Annotated in this window: 17 protein-coding genes; 3 read left to right on the forward strand and 14 right to left on the reverse strand. The window is 53.2% G+C overall.

Features of this window, described 5'->3' with window-relative positions:
* Positions 1-17: 17 nt before the first annotated feature.
* The gene (locus CA264_RS13915; protein WP_025607995.1) at positions 18-266 is read right to left on the reverse strand and encodes a hypothetical protein; all 249 of its coding nucleotides are present in this window, start codon (positions 264-266) and stop codon (positions 18-20) included.
* A gap of 243 nt (positions 267-509) precedes the next feature.
* Positions 510-782: a hypothetical protein gene (locus CA264_RS13920; protein ID WP_157593705.1), complete on the reverse strand. Its 273-nt coding sequence runs from the start codon at positions 780-782 to the stop codon at positions 510-512.
* A gap of 204 nt (positions 783-986) precedes the next feature.
* On the opposite strand from CA264_RS13920, the gene CA264_RS13925 reads away from it, so the two are divergent.
* Positions 987-1,802: a sialate O-acetylesterase gene (locus CA264_RS13925; RefSeq protein ID WP_162912086.1), complete on the forward strand. Its 816-nt coding sequence runs from the start codon at positions 987-989 to the stop codon at positions 1,800-1,802.
* 71 nt (positions 1,803-1,873) lie between these two features.
* Positions 1,874-2,125, forward strand: a complete 252-nt coding sequence (locus CA264_RS13930; protein WP_025607999.1) for a hypothetical protein — start codon at positions 1,874-1,876, stop codon at positions 2,123-2,125.
* Positions 2,126-2,366: 241 nt separating this feature from the next.
* Here the strand turns inward: CA264_RS13930 and CA264_RS13935 are convergent, their stop codons facing one another.
* From CA264_RS13935 to CA264_RS13965, 7 genes are all read right to left on the reverse strand, one after another.
* On the reverse strand, positions 2,367-3,161 hold the full coding sequence (locus tag CA264_RS13935; RefSeq protein ID WP_025608000.1) for a DsbA family protein: 795 nt from the start codon (positions 3,159-3,161) through the stop codon (positions 2,367-2,369).
* Positions 3,162-3,185: 24 nt separating this feature from the next.
* Positions 3,186-4,130, reverse strand: coding sequence for a manganese catalase family protein (locus CA264_RS13940; protein WP_025608002.1), 945 nt, complete (start codon positions 4,128-4,130; stop codon positions 3,186-3,188).
* 358 nt (positions 4,131-4,488) lie between these two features.
* Positions 4,489-5,751 carry a glutamyl-tRNA reductase gene (gene hemA, locus CA264_RS13945; RefSeq protein ID WP_025608003.1) on the reverse strand — a complete coding sequence of 421 codons (1,263 nt, stop codon included), beginning with the start codon at positions 5,749-5,751 and terminating at the stop codon, positions 4,489-4,491.
* A gap of 139 nt (positions 5,752-5,890) precedes the next feature.
* Positions 5,891-6,952: a response regulator gene (locus CA264_RS13950; RefSeq protein ID WP_025608004.1), complete on the reverse strand. Its 1,062-nt coding sequence runs from the start codon at positions 6,950-6,952 to the stop codon at positions 5,891-5,893.
* Positions 6,949-8,181, reverse strand: a complete 1,233-nt coding sequence (locus CA264_RS13955; protein WP_025608005.1) for a hybrid sensor histidine kinase/response regulator — start codon at positions 8,179-8,181, stop codon at positions 6,949-6,951. The genes CA264_RS13950 and CA264_RS13955 overlap by 4 nt, the downstream gene beginning before the upstream one ends.
* A gap of 97 nt (positions 8,182-8,278) precedes the next feature.
* Positions 8,279-8,728: a response regulator gene (locus CA264_RS13960; RefSeq protein WP_025608006.1), complete on the reverse strand. Its 450-nt coding sequence runs from the start codon at positions 8,726-8,728 to the stop codon at positions 8,279-8,281.
* Between the two features lie 11 nt (positions 8,729-8,739).
* Entirely contained in the window at positions 8,740-10,284 is a 1,545-nt protein-coding gene (locus CA264_RS13965; RefSeq protein WP_025608007.1) for a sensor histidine kinase, read from the reverse strand.
* A gap of 491 nt (positions 10,285-10,775) precedes the next feature.
* On the opposite strand from CA264_RS13965, the gene CA264_RS13970 reads away from it, so the two are divergent.
* Positions 10,776-11,975 carry a proline dehydrogenase family protein gene (locus CA264_RS13970; protein WP_025608008.1) on the forward strand — a complete coding sequence of 400 codons (1,200 nt, stop codon included), beginning with the start codon at positions 10,776-10,778 and terminating at the stop codon, positions 11,973-11,975.
* Between the two features lie 122 nt (positions 11,976-12,097).
* Here CA264_RS13970 and CA264_RS13975 read toward each other — a convergent pair whose 3' ends face one another.
* From CA264_RS13975 to CA264_RS13995, 5 genes are all read right to left on the reverse strand, one after another.
* Positions 12,098-13,918, reverse strand: coding sequence for a cytochrome c oxidase subunit I (locus CA264_RS13975; RefSeq protein ID WP_025608009.1), 1,821 nt, complete (start codon positions 13,916-13,918; stop codon positions 12,098-12,100).
* 278 nt (positions 13,919-14,196) lie between these two features.
* On the reverse strand, positions 14,197-15,300 hold the full coding sequence (locus CA264_RS13980) for a glycoside hydrolase family 43 protein (protein ID WP_025608010.1): 1,104 nt from the start codon (positions 15,298-15,300) through the stop codon (positions 14,197-14,199).
* A gap of 34 nt (positions 15,301-15,334) precedes the next feature.
* Positions 15,335-17,062 (reverse strand): glycoside hydrolase family 43 protein, encoded by a 1,728-nt coding sequence (locus CA264_RS13985; RefSeq protein ID WP_084196236.1) that lies wholly within the window; start codon positions 17,060-17,062, stop codon positions 15,335-15,337.
* 31 nt (positions 17,063-17,093) lie between these two features.
* Complete coding sequence (locus CA264_RS13990) at positions 17,094-20,051, reverse strand: glycosyl hydrolase 115 family protein (protein ID WP_025608012.1); 2,958 nt, start codon at positions 20,049-20,051, stop codon at positions 17,094-17,096.
* A gap of 57 nt (positions 20,052-20,108) precedes the next feature.
* Positions 20,109-21,428 (reverse strand): MFS transporter, encoded by a 1,320-nt coding sequence (locus CA264_RS13995; RefSeq protein WP_237151121.1) that lies wholly within the window; start codon positions 21,426-21,428, stop codon positions 20,109-20,111.
* Positions 21,429-21,432: the final 4 nt, after the last annotated feature.

Here is a 21,432-nt window from a genome sequence, read left to right on the forward strand (position 1 = left end):
CAGCACCTAAAAGTATGTTACCGCCGGAAGCTGCTGCCGGGGCGCAGAAGCGAGTGGCGTTGCCACTGTGCCTTGCGCTGTTTCTTGGCCGCCGCGCGGTAGTACTTCGTTCTTTTGTTTTGCTTCCTGAGCGACTTGGCAGACTTTTTCCCCGAAAAGATTTTCAGCGCCGTGAACGGACCACCTTTGGCGGGAGCCTCGGCAAAAGCCGGCGCGGAAAGCGCTGAGACAAAGAATGCAAGGGCAATAGCAAGTACTTTGGCCATAACTAAACAGGTTTACATGGGTGTTTCAATCAAGCACTCCCACTGTTAGCTTATAACACAAATTTTTACTTGATAAATTCATTCTTCACACAAAAAGCTGCAACTCCGCCTGCACTGCCCCGGAGCCCGGGCTTCACCTCCATACAGGAACAGCAAAAGCATGGTAGCCGCTCATAAAAAAGAGCTACAGTAGCCGCTCCTGCAGCCTCTGTAGCTCTATCCTTGGGGAGGGAGGAGGTTAGCCTAGTGCTTTCCCTTCTTGCCTTTCCCGTGTTGTTCCTTCACAATGATGGTAGTGGTGTTGCCCTTGCCCTTGTGCTTGGTGTGGCCAGGGTTGGTCGTGCGGGGGTGATGCGGGTTATTGCTGTTTTTGTACCAGCCTTTGTGCAAGCCGTTGTCATGGCTGCCTTTCTTCACAACCACTACCTTCTTATCTGATTTACGGTGCACCACGCACGACGACAGCACCGTCGCCAGCCCCAGCACCCAAAGGGCCTTCGTTAAAGTATATTTCATAAAGTAGCTAAAAGATTTCGAGTGCTTAACGCAGAAACAGAGCATACCTTGTGTGCCCAACATTGGCCCTTTAATAACGGCCAGTACTGTGCCGGAGGCAGCGTTCTGCTTAAAATACAAACTAATATAACCATAATCCGTTACAGCAAACGAATACAGGCGGTATGGAGGGCAAGGTAACTCAAAAGAAGAAAAATTGTACCTGTGAGACAGCTAAATTATTTACTCCTAATCTGCTTCGGCGGTGCGTTGTTCCTATCCTGTAGCCAGCACGCTCCCGCACCACAGAACGAGGTAGCGGTTCATGTTATACTTGGGCAGTCTAACAGCATTGGCCGCGCCTACGCCAGCCAGCTACCCAGGGAGCTGCGCGCCCCGCTGGACAGCTGCTACATTTATAACGTTTCGCGCAAGAGGTTTGAGGTGATAGAGGCTGGCGTTAACACACAGTCGCAGGCAGGGCAGTTCGGCCCCGTTGTAAAGGCGGCACAGCTGCTGCGCGATCACCAGCAGCGCGAAGTATACTTTGTGGTGGCCGGGTACGGCAACACGCAGCTCTACAGCTCCGGCAGCGAACCGGACTGGAACGCGGACTCGCATGAGCTCACCCAGGAGGTGCTACGGGTGCTGGAGCAGTCACAGCAGGCCCTTAAAGCGGAGGGCAAAACGGCGGTCTTTAAAAGTGTGACCTGGTGGCAGGGCGAGAACGACGCCAAAAGCTCGGAAAAGGCTGCTGCCTACGGCCAGAACGAGGCGGCTTTCTTTACCTTTCTGGACCAGACCCCTTACCTGCACAGCGCCAAGCGCGTTGTGTACAAGCTTTTCCCGGAGCCCAGCGTGATGCCCTATGCCGACAAGGTGAACGCCGCCAAGGCCAAGCGCGCCTCCTCAGATGCCAAAACACTGTCTCTGATCGACACGCGAAAGTATGAATTAAACCCCCAGGACAAGCTGCACGCCACGGCAAAAGGGCAGGTGCAGGCAGGCACGGATCTTTTTAAGGCAATTAAAAACCTATAGATCAAGAGGTAAGTATAAATAAGCAGGAGGATCGGGACCACCCTGACCTGTAACCTTACTGACAGCTTTCCATGAACCTATCCCATTTCAACAAGAAGCCCCTGGAGCAACGCGCGGACATCATCCTGAAGCACGGCGTGTACCTGGCGGTGCGGTATAGGTCGCAGTACATTATCCGCCTGTATTACGTGGGGCAGTCTTTTGCAGAAGTGTGGTATGAGCCGCGCAGAGACAGGTTTGTACTGGTGCGCATCCTCAGTAACCAGGTGGGGCTGCAGCCATACCTGGAGATGGTGGATATTTCCGATATTTACCAGGAGTAGCAAGCCATGCCGCTTCCCTTGCCTCTCCTCATCCCTCTCTTCTTCATAACACAAGACAACCACAGCTTCAAAAACCTTCCCCTTCAGGGCAACCACCTTATAGTGCAGCTTTAGCAGCAGCAGAACTCTTTGCCACCTCTCGCTTAAGTAGCAAGCGGCTCTTGCGGGCTGTAGCCATGGTAGCTACAGCCCGCAAGAGCCGCTTGCTGCTGTACTTTATACTTCTTGTGTAAGCTTCTTTTTAAGCAACACCGGCTCCCAGCGCTTCCTGCACTTCGCGTGCTGTGGCATCATGCCAGTAGGCTTTGTATGCCTCTTCGTCGGTAGCCTGTTTGGTGGGCTGTAGGTTCGGCTCAACTTGCTCCAGTGCTGTCTGCAGTGCTTCGTAAGGCCGGTAACCCACTATCATCACCCCGTTCTCCTCCCCTGCTTTTTTGATGGTGAGGGTCGGAAAGCGGCTGATGCCGTGCAGGCGCACCTTCTGCAGGTCCTGCTCAAAGGCGCTGCGGGCATCTTTGCTGCCCATGTCCTGCTGCAGCTTTTCGCCGTCCAGCAGGCCGGGCTGCGCCTTTGCCAGCTCATGCCCCACTTTCTGCAGCACCTCCCAGTCCGAGATGTCTTTGCCGTGCAGCATAACCGCCTCCCGCACTTTGCGCAGGTAAACCTCTGCTGCCGTCGGCGACTGCATCTCAGCGGCCTTTACCGCAATACAGGCCGGGTACGACGACTTTGGCGGGTTCTGGTACCACACCTTATCCTGGATGGGCATGCCGGATTTATACTTTACCTCCAGCCACAAAGGCCCCATTTGCAGGGGTCGGTTCACGGAGTTCATCGGGTCGTTAAAGCTGTCCCAGTTGGCAATAAGGCCGCCCATAATGTAGCGCCACTTTACTTTGCCGCTGTACTCGAAGCGCAGCCTGCGCCACTGGGGCTCAAAAGCCCAGCTCCAACAGCAAAGAGGGTCGGTGTAGACCTCAATCTCCACCGACCCTGCTTCTTGGTTTTTCTCTTGTTTGTTCTCTTTATCGATCATTCTTTTCTATTACTCCCGCTGCTGTTAGCAGTTGTTGGGATATTCACACCAATGGTTTTCTCCCTTTGGTACGGCAGCTTTCACTTTTTTGCTGCGTTCTTCGCTTAAAGCTTTGTCTTTTGCGTGAACACCGGCCATTGTGCGGTCTGTACCTTTGGGCTCCGTATGCGAAATCATACCGTTTGACTCCACCACGTGGCTGAACGGCTCCTCAATATACTGCCAAGTTTCACCAAGGTTCGGCGTCTTTCCTTCGTTCCAAGGGCCTCTGGCGTCAGCGCCGCTCGACATGTTGAAGTATTTGTTGCTGTAGCGCGGATCACCCTGCAGCACCCCTGGCGGGAAGTTAGGCTGTATGGTGTTCAGGGCAGCATCGAACATCTCATAGTGCGCCACCTCACGAGTCATCAGGAAGGTAAGCGTCTCTTTCACGTAAGGGTCATCCGTAAACTGCATCAGGTACTCATACACAATCTTGGCCCTTGACTCAGCAGCCATGTCAGAGCGCAGGTCTACAGTCGGGTCGCCGTTCGCGTTCACGTACGTACCTGACCAAGGCACCCCCTGGCTGTTAACGACCTGCGGGCCGCCGCCGCTCAGCACCAGGAACTGCGGGTTCATCATGGCACTGTGTATGAATTCCTCTTTCTTCGCCTTTCCGTCCAGCAACTGCATAATCTCAGACTCTTCGGCAGCGTTCTTCAGCTCTCCGTTGATCGGGCCCAGTAGCATCTGTATGGTGGCACCCACAATCTCCAGGTGGCTGAACTCTTCTGTGGCGATGTCCATCAGCATGTCATACTTATCCGGGTGTGGCTGCCGCATCGCGAACGCCTGCGTAAAATATTGCATAGCTGCTGCCAACTCTCCGTTAGCGCCACCAAACTGCTCCAGCAACATACTGGCAAAAGCTGGGTCGGGGCGAGAGACTCTGGCGTTGAACTGTAACTCCTTTACGTGGTAAAACATTTGTCCTCCTTTTTAAATGATTTAACAAAACTTTGTCGATTCATTTAAACGCACTGAGAACAATGGCAGCAAAACGAGGCCTTACTTTTAAGTGAAGGGATGTTCAGCAGGTGTGGGAGTAGCTTTTATGGGAGTGAACGCAAAACAGCCGTGTATAACAAGGATTGCCTCATTTTTGGTAAAATGGAGTGTTTGCCGCCTAAAAGCCAGCAGAGCAGGCACGGGGGCCGGGAAACAGAGGCAACAGCATGCGCCACCCCTACCACGGCGCCCGGCTAAAGGTCACAGGCAGGTAAGCGAAGTCGTTATGATAGCGCAGGAAGCAGCACGGGGTAGCCTGCCTTAGGAAGGGCGGGAACTAGGCATTCTCCGTTTCGAGACTGAACAGCGCGCTCAGGCCATCCAGCAGCGCCTCTGTCTCGCCACGCTGGCAGGCTGCCTTTAGCTCCAGCGCCGGCAGCTTCACGATCTTGTTCAGCATGCCTTTGGTAACAGCCTCCACAGCGGCTCGCTCTGCTTCGCCGAGGTTCTTCAGGTAGCGGGCCATCTCCTGCTGGCGGATCTCCTCCAGCTTACTTTTAAACTGCTGCAGCGCCGGAGACATCGCCATTTCCTTGGCCCAGGCCATAAAATCGGCTACTGTTTCCGCCACAATGGCTTTTACCTGCGGCACGGAGGCCAGGCGTATTTCCAGGGCTGCGGAGGCGCGGCTACGGATGTTATCGATGTTGCGCACCTTTACCCCTGGCAGCGTCTCCAGCTCCGGGTCAACGCTGCGCGGCATAGAAAGGTCGATAAAGAACTTGGGGGTATGCAACGTATGGCTTTCCAGGCTCTTCTTGCTGATGTAGAAGCAATCGCCGGGCACAGAGGAGATCACCACATCCGCTTTCTCAATCTCCTCCCACACGTTTTCCCAGTACACGGCCGTAGCATTCGTGCGGAGGGCCAGCTCCAGGGCTTTGTGGTGCGTTCGGTTGGCAATGATGATGTTCTGTACCGTTGATTTCTGGAAGTTGTCGCACACATCGGCGCCGATCTCCCCTACGCCAATCATCAGCACGCGCGGGTTCTCTATCCCTCTTGTTAGTTCCTCCACCAGCTCCACCGCCGCGTACGACACGGAGGCAGCGCCATCGCGGAAGGCTGTTTCGTTCACAACGCGCTTGTTGGCCGCAAAAATGGTGTGCAGCAGCCTGTGCAGGAAAGGGCCGGCCATGTTGGCGTCGGCCGTCCACTGGTAGGCCTTCTTTACCTGGTTCAGGATCTGCATATCGCCCACCACCTGCGAGTGCAGGCCCAGCGCCACGTAGCACAGGTGCGCTATCGCCTCCTGGTGCGCGGTTATACTTCTAAAGTAAGGCGAAACCTCCCTGGTGGCGATAAAGCCCTTCTCGATGGCGATAAGTTTGATCAGTTGCTGAGAAAGATCCTCCGCAGCAGCGTAGTACACCTCCGTGCGGTTGCAGGTGGAGAGCACCAGCACATCGCTAGCCTCGGTAAACTCCTGTATCTTGTCGAGCAGGTTTTTACAGGCTATCTCGTTTAGCGATACGGCTTCACGAACGGCAATAGGGGCGTCTTTGTAGGATAAGGTCAGTACCTTGAATCTGTTCTGCATGGTCTTTCTCTAAATACTATGCAAAATTCTAAAATTCTGACGTCCAGAAACATGACAATCGTCAGTTCTTGGCAAGACCTTCGTCACTTCTCCCGCTGCCCTGGCGCCGGAACACGGCAAAGCCTGCAGCACCAACCCTTTAGTTGCGCATGCGGCTAAGCTTGTCCAGGTTCAGGATGGTGATGCGGCTGCCCTGGCTATCGATCAGCTTCTCATCTTTGAAGTCGGCCAGCGTGCGGATCACAGTTTCTTTGGAGGCCCCCACGATACTAGCCAGATCCTCCCTCGAAATGGAGATCTGCTTAGTGGCGTGCTCCTCCCGCTCATACTGCTTGTCGACCAGCAGCAGGGCCTCGGCCACGCGCTTGCGCACGGAGTTGTAGGCCAGCTTCAGCAGGCGCTCCTCCCGGTCTGCCAGGTTGTCGGACAGGATTTTGATGAACTTGCTGGCCACATCGCGGTTACGGTCCAGCAGCGAGAAGAAATCCTCCCGCGGAATAATGTATATCTCCGCCTCTTCCATCGCCATGGCCGACTCGCGGTAGGTGGTGTCCTCCAGCAGGTCGAGGTAGCCGATAAAGTCGCCTTCTTTGTACAGGTTGGTTATGTACTCGCGCCCCTCCTCGTTCGATTTAAAGGCCTTAACCTTGCCTTTGCTCAGGAAGTACAGCGCGTTGGGCCTGTTGCCCTCCATAAACAGGAACTGCTTTTTCTTCAGCGTCGTCAGTTTGCGGTTGTCGGAGATCAGCTTCTCCAGCTCCTCGTAGCCTTTGGCCTCCTCAATAAAGCCGTTCAGCCCCTCCACGTTCTTCTGGAAATCCGTTTTCAGGATCTCGTTTTTCTTCAGGCGTATTTCAATGGCATCCAGCAGCTCCACATCGTCAAAGGGCTTGGTCAGGTAATCGTCGGCACCCAGGTTCATCCCTTTCCGGAAGTCCTCTTTCTCAGACTTGGCTGTCAGGAAGATGAAGGGGATGCCGGCGGTGTCGGGGTTCTTGCTGAGCAGGTGCAGCACGCCGTAGCCATCCAGCTGCGGCATCATGATATCGCACACAATCAGGTCGGGGTGCTCTTTCCGGGCCAGGTCCACGCCGGTTCTGCCGTTATCGGCCTCCACCACCTCGTAGTTGGCCAGCATCAGAATCTCCGCTGTGTTTTCCCTGATTTCGTGGTTGTCTTCTATCAACAATATCTTTTTCATGCTTCAGCTGTGTTTGGAATGGTGATGGTGAAGGTGGTGCCTTCGCCTAACTCGCTCTGGTACTCCAGCTTGCCGTCCATCACTTCTACATATTTCTTTACAATATTCAGCCCCAGGCCTGTGCCCTGGATGTTGGTAACGTTCTGAGCCCGGAAGAACGGCGTAAACAGGTGCGCCTGATCGGCCTTTGGGATACCGATGCCCTGGTCCTGCACCGCCACCAGCGCCGCTCCGTTTGCTATACTTGTCGTAAAGCGGATGGTTTTGCCTTCCGCCGAGTACTTGCTGCCGTTCGACAGCAGGTTGAGCAGTATGTTTTTGAGTAACTGCTTGTCGATGTTGACGGTCCTTTCCTCTCCCTCGTGCTGGTAGGCTATCTGCTGCCCAGCCTTCAGGTAGCCCTGCATTTCCTCCACCACCTCTTTGGCAAAGGCCTTGAGGTTAAACGTGGTGGGCACGTTGTATATCTTGCCCTCTTCCGCTTTGCTGATGGAGAGGAAATCATTCAGTATGTTGGTCAGGTTACTCACCGAGGACTTGATCCGCTCAACGTGCTTCTGCCTTTTCTCGTCGTCGGCCTCTGTTTTATACTTGCTGATGAGCGAGGCGGAAGAGAGAACGGTGCTCAGCGGCGTCCGGAACTCATGCGAGGCAATGGTCACGAACCTGGACTTGAGCTCGTGCAGCTCCTTCTCTTTCTGCAGTGCCTTGTGTATCTCCTGCTGCGCCTCATAAAGGCTCCTGTTCGTGTTCTCCAGCTTTCGGATGGCCTCGGCCAGCTCCTGCGTGCGTGCCTCCACGCGCTGCTCCAGCTCCTCGTTCAGCGTCTGGATCTCGGCCAGGCTCATGGCGTGCTCAATGCTGTAGCGGATGGAGCGCTCCAGGTCGAAGGGGTTGAAGGTGCCTTTCACCAGGTAGTCCAGCGCACCGGCCCGCATGGCTTTCTCGTCGGTTTCGAGGTCGCTCTGCCCGGTCAGCAGAATAAAAGGAGCCTTTGCCCCCTCCTGCACCGCCCGGGTAATCAGCTGCAGGCCGTCCTGCGCGCCCAGGTAAAAGTCCACCAGGTACACATCGTGCCTCCCCTCCCGTATCAGCGCGAGCGCCTCCTCAAACGACGACGTCCAGTCGAGCACATAGTTGCGCCTCGGGATATCGTCCATAATGTCCCGGGTGATGATGTAGTCATCCTCGTCGTCGTCGATCAGCAGAACTTTGATTTTCTCAGCCATAGGAAAGGGAAAGGGTTAAAAACTGGGAGCTACAAAGGCAGGGAGGCGGGGGCAACGCATGGTGCTGCTAGCGCTCTGCCGCCCCCCTTTTTGCCATTCAAGGCTTGGGGAGCTCCACTATTTCGAACCAGTACTTGCTCAGCGTCCTCATAACGTCTACCAGTGAGGCGAAAGTTACCGGCTTGGTGATAAAGGAGCTGACGCCCAGGTCATAGGTGCGCAGCACATCTTCCTCTGCCTTGGAAGTGGTCAGTACCACCACCGGTATCACCCGCAGGTGCTCGTCCTCCTTAATCTCCTTCAGCGCCTCGCGGCCGTCCTTTTTAGGCATGTTCAGGTCCAGCAGGATGAGGCCCGGGGTCGGGTACTTCTCTTTATCCGTGTACTTGCCGCGGTTGTGCAGGTAGTCGATCAGTTCCTCGCCGTTCTCCACAAACTGCATCTGGTTGGTCAGGCGGCTCTCCTCCAGGGCCTCCTTTACCAGCATGCGGTCCTCGGCGTCGTCGTCGGCAATAAGTATGATAATGGTTTTTCTGTTTGCGCTCATGGTGCTACTGCTTAATCCTGAAGGTGTCTTTTTGCTAAAGTTACTATAAAAGTGGTGCCTATGCCCGCCTGGCTGTGGGCTGTAATGTCGCCGCCGTGCCGCACGGCAATCTTGCGGCAGATGGCCAGGCCAATGCCCGAGCCCTCATACTTCTGCCCCTCCAGGCGCTGGAAGATGTTGAAGATGCGGTCCAGGTACTTCTCGTCGAACCCGATGCCGTTGTCCTGCACATGGATCTCCACCATCTCATCGCCCGGGGTGGAGGTCATGCGGGCCTTGCCCTGCAGTTCTCTGGCAAATATATTGATCTGCGGCTGCTCATTCTCTTTCCTGAATTTGATGGCGTTGCTCACCAGGTTCTGGAACAGCTGCCGCAGCTGGGTCGGGTCTGCCTCTATGTGCGGCAGCGGCGCGCGCTGTATCTGCGCCCCTGTCTTCTCGATGGTAATCTCCAGGTCCGAGAGCACATCCGTGAGCACGCTGTCCAGCGACACCTGCACAAAGGCTTTCGACTTGGAGGTGACGCGGGAGAAGTCCAGCAGGTCGTTGATCAGGTTCTGCATCCGCGAGGCGGCGTTCAGCATACGGTCTACGTAGTCCTTGCCCTGGTCGCTCAGCTTCTCGTACTCCTTTGTTTTCAGCCTGTCGCCGAAGGCCTGTATTTTGCGCAGCGGCTCCTGCAAATCGTGCGAAGACACGTAGGCGAAGTCCTGCAGCTCGCGGTTGCTGCGCTCCAGCTCGGCGGCATAGCGGCGCAGCCGCTCCTCGCTCAGCTTCTGCTGCGTAATGTCATGTATAAAGCCTGTGTATACTTTGCGGTCGGTGAGCTGCACCTCGCTTATACTTAAGTACAGCGGAAAGATGGTGCCGCTCTTCTTCAGCCCCGACACCTCACGCCCTATGCCGATGATGCGCCTCTCACCCGTTTCATGGTAATGGTGCATGTAGTTGTCGTGCAGGCTCTGGTCGGGCTCAGGCATGAGCATGTTTATCTTCCTGCCGATCAGCTCGTGCTCCTCGTACTCAAAGAGCCTGGCGGCCGCGGGGTTCACCATCTCCATCACGCCCCGCCTATCGATGGTAATAATGCCGTCGACCGCGGTTTGTATGATAGAGTTGATCTTGCTCTCACTTTCGCGCAGGGCCTCCTCGGTTTTCTTCAGGTCGGAGATATCGTGCACAATGCCCGTGAAGATGATTTTGTCCTGCAGCTTTACCTCGGCTATACTCAGGAAAAAAGGGAAGAGGGAGCCGTCCTTCTTCTTGCCCAGCACTTCCCGGCCTTTGCCAATAATCTGCCCCTCGCCTGTCTGCATGTACCGCTTGATGTAGCCGTCGTGCAGGCCATGGTCGGGCTCGGGCATGAGCATGTGCACATTCCGGCCGATCATCTCCTCGGGCTCATAGCCAAAGATACGGGCCGCAGCAGGGTTCGCGCTTTCCATTCTGCCCTCTGTATCAATGGTAATAATGCCGTCTACGGCGGTCTCTATGATCGCTTTCAGGCGCGATTGGTCGTCAACGTTTCTGTAGCGGTTTTGCAAGGAGTCTTCCAAAGTATAGCTTTTTTATAAAGGTAACTACTCTTGCCGTAACAGGCAAAGCGCCTCCTCTCTTCTGGCGTAGCCACTACCAGCCGGCCGGCACACAGGCAGTGCAACCGACTGACAGTCGAACGAACGGCGCTGACTTTCCTGAAAGGGGCAAACATAAGCGGGGCCGCCACCAGTGTGGGAGTTCCCCTGCACAAGTATAAGGGAAAGCAGACAGGTATAAAATGATTAATGTCAGTTTCCTCGCTTTTATCCTAAATAAGCCCAGCCATCCCTTACGCCGGGAGAGCCAGAAAGGGTGCCCTTTTCGCGGCTGGAGCCTTTCTGCCACCCCTTCCGGCTGCCTTTACCAGAATATGACTTACAGCCATACTGGTTGGTGCTATTCTATGAAACGTTCAAAATATCCCCGGGCAGGAAAACTCATACCAGCTAGTTTACGAACAAGCAGAATAAGCCAAAGCGAAGATGAGAAACACGTAAGCCCTAGCAATATGAAACAAACTGCCACCTTCCGACAGCCTGCCGGCTTCTTTGACCCGAACAACCTGCAGGTGACGTTCAGCACAAAATCCAATAAAGAACTTAAGCTCGCGTACTGGCTTTTCAACATGATGGGCAAGCCCGGTCTGGTAAAGGCCGGCGGCCTGGCCACGGTCTGGGCGCTCAAACTGGGGCTGCCTATCAAGGGGCTCATCCGCAACACGGTGTACAGGCACTTCTGCGGGGGAGAGACCGTGCAGGAGGCCCAGCAGGTTATAGAGAAGCTGGCCGCAGCCCGCGTGCACACCGTGCTGGACTATGCCGCCGAAGCGCAGGAGACAGAGGCGGGCTTTGATGCCGTGCAAGAGGAGATTCTAAACAACATTGAGCTGGCCCGCGACACGAAGGCCTTCTCCTACATCAGCATTAAACTAACTGGCATCGGGCCGAACGAGGTGTTTGAGAAGCTGCACAAACAGGAGGCCCTGACCCAGGAAGAGCAGCAGGCCTTTAAAAGAACGGAAAAGAGGCTGGACAGCATTTGCAAAGCAGCTGCCGGAGCCGACCTGAAAGTATACATCGATGCGGAGGAGTGCTGGTTGCAGCGGCCCATGGATGAGCTGGCCGAGGAAATGATGCGCCGCTACAACACCGGGCACGCCGTCGTGTTTAACACCCTGCAGATGTACCGCACCGACCGCGTCAGCTACCTGCAGGACTGCCTGGCGCGCTTTGCGCAGGAGCCTGTTTTTTTGGGGGTGAAACTCGTGCGCGGCGCCTACCTGGAAAAGGAGCAGGAGCGGGCGAAAGAGCACGGCTACCCCTGCCCCGTGTTCACGAAAAAGGAGGAAACGGACAAAAGCTTTAACCGCGCCATTGACATCTGCCTGGACAACCTGGACAGGGTAGAGCTGTGCGCCGCCACCCATAACCAGGAGAGCATCTCCTACCTGACCGAGCGCATCCAGAGAGACGAGATCAAGAACCACCTGCAGCGCATCCATTTCTCGCAGCTCTACGGCATGAGCGATAACCTGACTTTTAACCTGGCCGACGCCGGCTACAACGTATCCAAGTACCTGCCTTACGGGGAGGTGGCAACCACAGTGCCCTACCTGATACGCCGCGCCGAGGAGAACACCTCCATCGCCGGGCAAATGAGCCGTGAGCTATCGTTTCTGGCGCAGGAAATACAGCGGCGCGACCTGTAGTTGGCTCTGTAGCCGCCGCGAGGCACGACTCTCCAGAACGGGAAACTGTGGACGCGAGACAAACCAAAAGCGCAGGGCCGTTGCCCTGCGCTTTTGGTTTGTCTCTATGCTGCAGATGCCCGCTACTCCAGCTCTCTTTCCCGTGGCATGTTGGAGGAGGTTGTCTGGGAGAAAGGCACATGCTGTGGAATGTAGTCTTCCACAGCACCGGGCTTGCTGTAGTCATAAGGCCAGCGGTAGACAACCGGTATCTTGCCAGGCCAGTTGCCGTGCCCGGGCAGTACGGGCGTTGTCCACTCCAGCGTGTTGGAGTGCCAAGGGTTAGCCGTAGCTCTGCGCCCACGGAAAATGCTGTAGATAAAGTTGAACAGAAAGATAAACTGCGCCACAAAGGCCATGATGGCAGCGATACTTACAAAGGTGTTCATATCGGTAAAGATATTGAAGGTCTCAAAGCCCGTCCAGTTATAGTACCTTCTCGGGAAACCGGCGATACCCATGTAGTGCATGGGCATGAACACCAGGTATGAAGCGGCAAACGTCAGCCAGAAGTGCACGTACCCCAGCTTCTCATCCATCATGCGGCCAAACATCTTCGGGAACCAGTGGTAAACGCCTGCAAACATACCGAAGAAGGCCGCCGCCCCCATTACCAGGTGGAAGTGGGCTACCACGAAGTATGTGTCGTGCAGCTGAATATCCAAAGAGGAGTTACCCAGGATAATGCCCGTTAAGCCGCCCGAGATAAAGAGCGACACGAAGCCTATCGCAAACATCATCGCCGTTGTGAAACGGATGTTGCCCCGCCACAGAGTGGCCAGCCAGTTAAACACCTTCACCGCCGAAGGCACGGCAATAATCAGGGTCAGGAACATGAAAACGGACCCCAGGAACGGGTTCATGCCCGTTACGAACATGTGGTGCGCCCATACAACAAAAGACAGCACGGAGATGCCGATCATAGAGCCGATCATGGCGCGGTAGCCGAAGATCGGCTTACGTGCGTTCGTGGCGATCACCTCCGACACGATTCCGAACGCCGGAAGTATAACAATGTATACCTCGGGGTGCCCCAGGAACCAGAACAAGTGCTGGAACAGGATCGGGCTTCCCCCTGTGTTGGTCAGCGCCTCACCTGCAATGTAGATGTCGGACAGGAAGAAGCTGGTACCGAAGCTGCGGTCGAAGATCAGCAGCAGCGCGGCGGAGAACAGCACCGGGAAGGCCAGCAGCCCCAGGATAGCCGTAAAAAAGAACGCCCAGATGGTCAGCGGCAGCTTCGACATGGCCATGCCCTCTGTGCGCAAGTTGATTACCGTGGTGATATAGTTCACCCCGCCCAGCAGCTGCGACACAATGAACAGCGCCATCGCGATCAGCCACATGGTCATGCCGGACATGGAGCCCTGGATAGCCTGCGGCAGGGCGCTCAGCGGCGGGTACACCGTCCAGCCACCGGCTGCAGGGCCCGTATCAATAAAGAGGGAGGCGAAAAGTATGATGCTGGACAGGAAGAAGATCCAGAAAGAGAGCATGTTCATGAAGCCGGAGGCCATGTCGCGGGCACCGATCTGCAGCGGAATCAGGAAGTTGGAGAAGGTACCGCTCAGCCCGGCCGTGAGCACGAAGAACACCATGATGGTGCCGTGCATCGTTACCAGCGCCAGGTAAAACTCCGGGTTCAGTTTGCCGTTCTCGATCCAGTTACCCAGGATCGGCTCCAGGAAAGTGAAGGTGGCCTCGGGCCAGCCCAACTGCAGGCGGAAAAGTATAGAGAGAAAGCTGCCTATAAACGCCCAGGCCATACCAGTGAACAGGTACTGCCTGCTAATCGTTTTGTGATCCTGGCTGAAAATGTACTTCTCGAAAAAATTCTGATCGTGGTGATGCTCCTCATGCTCCTCATGCGCTACTCCAGGGCGTGTAATATCAGTACTGGCCATAGTTTGGGATTTTTATATGCGACATTTTATACTTAATATTCTCATCATCAACCCGGTAACAAGTCATTTTATTATTTCATACATACTGCATAAGCTGCCCAAAAGATGTAACTTTTTAGTTAAAAAACATTCCTGAGCTTAGCCTACTCACGGTTTAGTTCAAAAAAGACTGCCGCATGTAACAAAAGCATAAGCAAAAACAGGCACCTGCTAAAAAGCAGTAGCCCCCTTACAACTGGCTTGTAAGGGGGCTACTGCTTTAGGCGGCTTTGGGGCCGCTACACTTCTGGCTGTGCAACCATAGCATCTATCGTTTGGATTGTGCCATCTGGGTTATACTTCAGCTCCGTTACCTTCACGCTTCTCAATGGCGTCTTACCACCAGAAAGGGAGCTGTCGTGGAAGAACAGGTACCACTTACCATCTTTCTCCACGATAGAGTGGTGGTTAGTCCAGCCAAGAACAGGCTTCAGGATTACGCCCTGGTACGTAAACGGACCAACAGGGCTATCGCCGATGGCATAGGCAATGTTGTGCGTATCGCCGGTAGAGTATGAGAAGTAATACTTGCCGTTATACTTATGCACCCACGCCGCCTCAAAGAAACGTTTTTCGTTGTCTTTCGCTAGCAGGGGCTTACCATCTTTATCTAGAATCTGGATGTCCTTCACCTCGCCGTCAAAGCTCATCAGGTCGCTGCTCAGTTTAGCCACTTTAGGGCTAAGCGCCGGCTGGTCATCAGCAGGATACTCATCTTTCTCATTATACTCGCCGCTGCTCCAACGCTGCAGCTGGCCACCCCAGATACCACCGAAGTACATGTAGTAGTCACCGTTATCATCTTTGAAAACAGCTGGGTCTATACTATAGCTGCCTTCTATCGGGGTTGGCTGCGCTTTGAATGGTCCTGTTGGAGAAGAGCTTGTAGCCACACCAATTCTGAAAACGTCCTGCTTATCCTTAGCAGGAAAGAACAGGTAATAGGTACCATCTTTCTCAGTTGCATCCGGAGCCCACATCTGTCTGCCAGCCCAAGGCACATCCTTGATATCAAGTGCCACATCATGCAACTTTACTTTGCCACCCACGCTGTCCATCGACATCACGCGGTAATCTCTCATCGCAAAGTGAGAGCCATCGTCTTTCTCAGGAATGCCTGCATCTATATCGTGTGATGGGTAAACGTAGATTTTACCGTTGAACACATGCGCAGATGGGTCGGCCGTATAGATTTCAGTTACCAGCGGAGAGATAGGTGAAGTTTCCTCTGCAACTGGTTCTTCGGTTTGAACTTCGGTACTGGTGCTTTGGCAACCGGTAGCTAGCAGCGATGCAACCAGCAACGCAAAACCCGAGTGCTTGAGAGTCTTTTTTGCGATCATGTTAGATTTATAGTTGTTAGTAAGGTTATCAATTTTACTTCTGTTGCTTCATAGATGTAGCAGCATCTTTATAAATGGCATCATCTCCGGTGTAGTCAAACCAATCGAAGGTAGCTTGGCTGGTAGATGGTTTGTCTTGCGATGTGGCATACATACCGATGGTAGTGCCTACAAAACCGCCTGCTTTCCGTGTGCTCAGGTAGGTGCCGTCTACATTATCTCTTAGCAACTTCCAGTCACCTTCTTTTGTGGCATAAAAGAAATTATACTTACCGCCATCAAAGGCTACCTTTAACAGAAGCGGCTGTTTGCTTTCTTTTTTGCTCAGCTGTGTTTCTGCCAGCACAGTGCCATCAGCCTTCTTTAGCTGCACCACCTGCTTGCCACCCGATAGTGTTTTGCCTAGGGCATAGTAGTTCTTCTCTCCCTGGAAGGCAGCTATACCTGCAAATTCATTCTCGCTGGCTGGTTTAAACTCCATTTTAGTGCTGGCGCTACCGTTTAGGTGCTGTTGCCTTCTGGCAACAAATGATGGATTACTTTTTCCTGACAGCGTTTCCGGGCGAAGATTAAGCGTCAAGCTGCCATTTGGCTGAGTCAAACTATACCAGTCAGACTGAGGCGTGCGCAGCGTTAGCCAGTACATCGGCAGCTTACTCTCCTTAAAGTCTTCTCTATAGGTAAAGTTTCCGTTCAGCGGGAAGTCACTCTTCTGCCCCTGTGGCAGGTTCGGGCGGGTATAGGAATACTTTACCAGGTCACTTTCAGCATTGATAATCGGCCAGCCATCTTTCCAGGTAACAGGTGCCAGGAACGTTTCACGACCGATGTTGTAGTGATCTTCTGTATCGTAAGGGCGTGTAGCCAGGAAGATTGCCCACCACTCTCCGTTCTGCGTCTGCACCAAGTCAGCGTGGCCTGTGGCAGAAACTGGGTTAGGGCGGTCGTTTGGCAGGTGGCGCTGCGTCAGGATCGGGTTTTTCTCGTAAGGCTTATACGGTCCATTTACCTTTTCGCTTCGCAAGATAACTTCAGAGTGATTCACACTTGTGCCACCTTCTGCAGCCATTAAATAGTAGTAACCGTTGTGCTTGTATATGTGCGGGCCTTCGATCCAAACTGGCTTTTTGGAAAGGTCTACACCACCATTTACCAGTATTTCTGGAGCACTTACCGTCTTCAGGTTTTTATAGTCAAACTCCTGCATACGGATGGTACGATGCCCATCATAAAGCGGCTTGTTATCTGGTGACTCGCTATTGTAAATGATATAAGCTTTGCCACCTTCATCAAAAAACAACGATGGATCTATGCCATTTACCTCCGGCAACCATACCGGGTCTGACCAAGGACCCGCCGGATTTTTAGCCGTTACTACGAAGTTTCCGCCTTTATCAATCAAAGTGGTTACCATATAAAACGTACCATCGTGGTGCGCAATTGCCGGGGCAAAAATACCTCTCGATACGCCCAGCCCTTCCGTGTCCAGTTGCTCAGGCCTGTCCAGAATGTTACCAATCTGCTTCCAATTTACAAGGTCTTTGCTGTGGAAGATAGGCACACCAGGGTAGTAGGAAAAGGTAGAGGTGATCAGGTAATAATCCTCGCCTACTCTACATATACTTGGGTCTGGGTAGAAGCCGGGCAGTATCGGGTTTGTAAACTTCTCCTGTGCCGTTGCCGAAGTTGCCCCTAACAAAGTACAGGCAAAGACTCCTGCTGCAAAACTGAGTCTTTTTAATGCGCTGCTGTAATTAGCCATAGTTTTATACTTTCTGATACGGAATAACGACTTACTTTACTGCTGATGTTGCTGTTTCCGGGCGGCCACTCTCTGGTGGGCCAAGGTAGCTAGGTTTAGCACCGTCTGTTTCCACTACTATTTTCTGCAGCACCACTCCCGGGTCTACCATCCATACTTTCAATACATGCTGTCCTGGCTTCTCCACCTTGTGCTTCGACTGCGTCACGATAATGTTGTTACCTACCCACTCGTCCCAAGACTGTGTGGTGTTGTCCTTGTGAATGTTCACGATTTGCGGCGCTGCATCATCGATAGCCACAGCATAACGCAAGCCATCCGATTCGTTATAGTTAAGTGTTGGTGATACCAGTAGCTTCACGTTTACTTCACCGCTGTTGAGCAGGTACATGTCATACTCCAGTCGTGGACTATCTGATCCTGGCTTTTTGGATTTTGCAGTTACCGGAAAAGGAGCCACTGCTGATGCTGTGCGGCCCAGGTCAGGAATAACTTTCCATTGTGCATCGCCAGCCTCTATAGTGCGAGAGAAATTCTCAGCATTCATGGCTACATAGCCGTTGCTCTCTACAAAGCCTTTTACATTGTCAGCGGTAAGGTTAGCCGGGTTGTTGACTACTGCCTGTACTACCACACGCTTGCCATTAGGACCGGTAATAGTAACTGGCACACGCTGCTTACCCTTCGGTGCCTGCTTCCAGTTCACGCTCACAAACAGGCGCTGCTGGTCGTTTACTGCGCCTTGTTTCTGGTCTACCTGCAGCCACTCTGCTCCTGTTTGTACGGTATAGGTAAATGGCTTCTGCCCACGGTTAAAGATCTCGATGTAGTAAGACTGTTGTCCAAAAGGAGTTAATTCAGGTAACACTGCCTCGCCTTTAGCATTTGGCCACCAGTTTTCTGATCCTTCTATGGCCACGCCCATCTCAGAGCCAGCAGGAAGTGTAATTTCTTTCACCTCTGGCAATACATCCTTATCTGGTTGCTGCCAATAAGTATAGCTAATGTGCGTTTGGTCCATCATGTGGCTCCATTTACCGTTCGCAATGTCTTCGTTGTAGATTCTGGAAAGCTCCTGGTCTACATCAAAAAGTTCTTTAGCCTTTGTAGCATAACTGTTTGCAGCAGCACGGCCTTGCTTAGCGTAAAGTCTGTTTTTCGCTACTGCCAAGTATAAAGCGTTTAAATTAGCGCTTGCTTTTACCGGGTGCAGCACCAGTTGAAAGTATGCATCTTTATAATCTTGCGGCATCTTCTTGTAAAGCTGCTCTGCCTTCTCGGCCAGTTGCAGGTATTCAGCTACCACGCTTTCTGCTTCGCGATAGTTTGTAAGGCTATAGGTTTCTGGTGATAAAAGCTCAGGTTTACGACGCGAATTATACTTGCCATACTTAGCTAGCAGCTCCGCAATCTCTGTTGCATACTGCTGCGGGAACTGCTGTGCTGCCCACTGCTTTGTGTATTCATCCAGGCGCTCTGCCGGCCACTTTTCAGGGTTCCAGGCATAGTCCAGGAAGAAGGATGTCGGAAACTCCATTGGCTTAATATCGCCCACATTCACAATCCAGATTTTGTTAGCGTTATGCTCGTACGCCAGGTGCATCTGCTCCCAGATACGTGGCAGCGGGTTCGTGTTGATCCACTTATAGTTTCTAGGGCCACCTACATAATCGAAGTGGTAGTACACCCCGAAACCGCCTGCATGTTGCTTTGCTCCTGCCTTAGGCAGTTTACGGAGGTTACCCCAGTTATCGTCTGCTAAAAGTAGCGTTACATCATCTGGCACACGCATGCCTTTGTCGTAGTAATCCTGCACCTCTTTGTAAAGTGCCCATATCTGTGGCGTTTCAGAAGCAGGTTTGCCAGTTACATCAGCTATAATTTTGCGTTGGTCATCTACAATCTGCTCCAGCAGAGCGATGTTGCTGTCTTCGCTCATTGGCTCATCACCGTCGCCACGCATGCCTATTGTTACGATGCTCTCGTTCTTGCCCATGCGTGCTATACCATCTCTCCAAAACTTCTGCAGGTTTTCTTTATTGGTCTGATAGTTCCACTTGCCAGTTCCAAAGCGTCTCCACTCGTCGTGGGCACGGGAAAGTGGTTCGTGGTGGGAAGTACCGATCACTACGCCATACTCGTTGGCTAACTCCGGGTTTTTAGGATCATCATCATAAAAAGCTCTTCCCCACATAGCTGGCCATAGGTAGTTACCTTTCAGGCGAAGTACAAGCTCAAACACATTGGCATAAAACTTAGAGTTAAAGCCACCGAATTTTTCTGTAGCCCAACCTGCCAAAGCGGGGGCCTCATCGTTAATAAAGATGCCTCTGTACTTTACTTTTGGCTCCCCATCAGTATGACGTCCCGGCGTTACGTATAAGTTTTGCTGTTGCTTTACCGGCACATCCGCCCAATAATACCATGGCGATACACCGATTTGTGCAGACACATCATAGATACCGAAGATCGTACCACGCTTATCGCTACCGGCAATTACCAGCGCTTGGTCTACCCCGCGCATTGGCTTGTCTACTACCTGTACCAGGTAGGTTTCCCACTTGCCGGCTATACCCGATACATCGAGCTTTTTACTCTTTACCAGCTTATCAATTACTGGACTTTTGCCAAGTGTACCAATTAATACTACTTGCTTTGCCTTTGGAGCTTTTTTGTCTATCGTTAAGTTTGGCTGCACCTTGGTTACACGGTTTACGTCTGCCTGTAAGTCTTTAGCCGCTCTGACTACTCCGGCAAAATCTTCGCTGCTCACATACAGAGGAGCCGCCTTGCCAGATGCTGCCAGCGCAAAGGAACCTTTGCTATTGGTTGAGGAGATGTAGGTATCGCCATTGGCAGCAGCCTGTGTTAACTGCGGCATCAGCACAAAGCCAAACACCAGCAGTAAGGCATACACATGCTTCGCCCACGGCAGGCGCCTTGCCCTTTTCTGCGTTTTACAAGTAGTAGCTAAAAGAGAGTACTTCATAAGATGCGTTGTTTACAGAGGTTAATGGCTTTTCTACAGGCGGGGTTACCTGCTATGCTAAAGCGCAACAGGCTTCATTTTAGGAGACAGGAAGTGTATCACCAGCCAGGCCACCAGGTAGGCGCTGCCACAGATCAGGAAGATGATGTTGTAGCCCGCCGTCAGGTTGCCGAGCACTTTGTAGTAATCCAGCACAAAGCCGATGAACAGCGGGAAAAGCGCTCCGCTCAGGGAGCCTGCCATGCCTCCGATACCTACCACAGAACTCACGGCACGCTTTGGGAACATGTCAGACACGATGGTATAGATGTTGGCGCTCCAGGCCTGGTGCGCGGCGGCGGCCATACTTATTAAGCCAACGGCAACCCACATATCAGAAGTATAACGGGCCAGCATAATCGGCACTACCAGCAGGGCGATTATGAGCATGGCTGTTTTTCGGGCCTTGAACACAGGCCAGCCTTTCCGGATAAAGTACGACGACAGGTAGCCTCCGCCGATACTGCCGATGGTGGTAGCGGTGTATACAATGGCCAGCGGCAAGCCGAGGCTGCTCAGGTTCAGGTCGAAGGTAGAGCTAAAGTAGGACGGCAGCCAGAACAGGAAGAAGTACCAGATAGGGTCTGTGAAGAACTTCCCGCAGACAAACACCCAGGTCTGCCTGATGAACAGCAGCCTCGACCACTTCAGAGGCCTTTGGTTTTCCTCGGCAGGGGCCTCGTCGTTATCGCTGTGGATGTAGTCGTACTCCCCCTTGCCCAGGCGCTTTTGCTTTGCGGGCACCTCATAGAATATAAACCAGAACACCAGCCACACAAAACCGATGGCGCCGGTTGCGATAAACGCTTCCTCCCACCCGTAGGTAACCACTATCCAGGGCACCAGGATCGGGGCAGCGATAGCCCCCACGTTAGCGCCGCAGTTGAACAGGCCTGTCGCCAGTGCCCTTTCTTTTTTGGGAAACCACTCTGCCACGGTCTTAACAGCAGCCGGAAAGTTACCCGACTCCCCCACGCCCAGCGCGCCACGTGCCACGGCAAAACCGAAGGTAGACCGTGCCACCGCATGCGCCATGGCGGCCAGGCTCCACACGATAATGGAAAGCGAATAGCCGGCCTTGGTGCCCACCTTGTCTATGATCCTCCCAAAAACAACCATGCCCAGGGCATACGAGGCGGTAAAGGCTGTTACAATCGCGCCGTAGTCGCTCTCGGTCCAGTTGAACTGCTCTTCGAGCACGGGTTTAAGAATGCCCACTACCTGCCTGTCGAGGTAATTGATGGTGGTAGCAAAAAACACTAAGGCGCAAATGGTCCAGCGGTAAGAGCCAATCTTTACCCTTTCTGTGGTTGGTTTAGACATAAGAGGTGAGCTCATAGTT

This window comes from Pontibacter actiniarum, from assembly GCF_003585765.1.
Taxonomy (GTDB): Bacteria; Bacteroidota; Bacteroidia; order Cytophagales; family Hymenobacteraceae; genus Pontibacter; species Pontibacter actiniarum.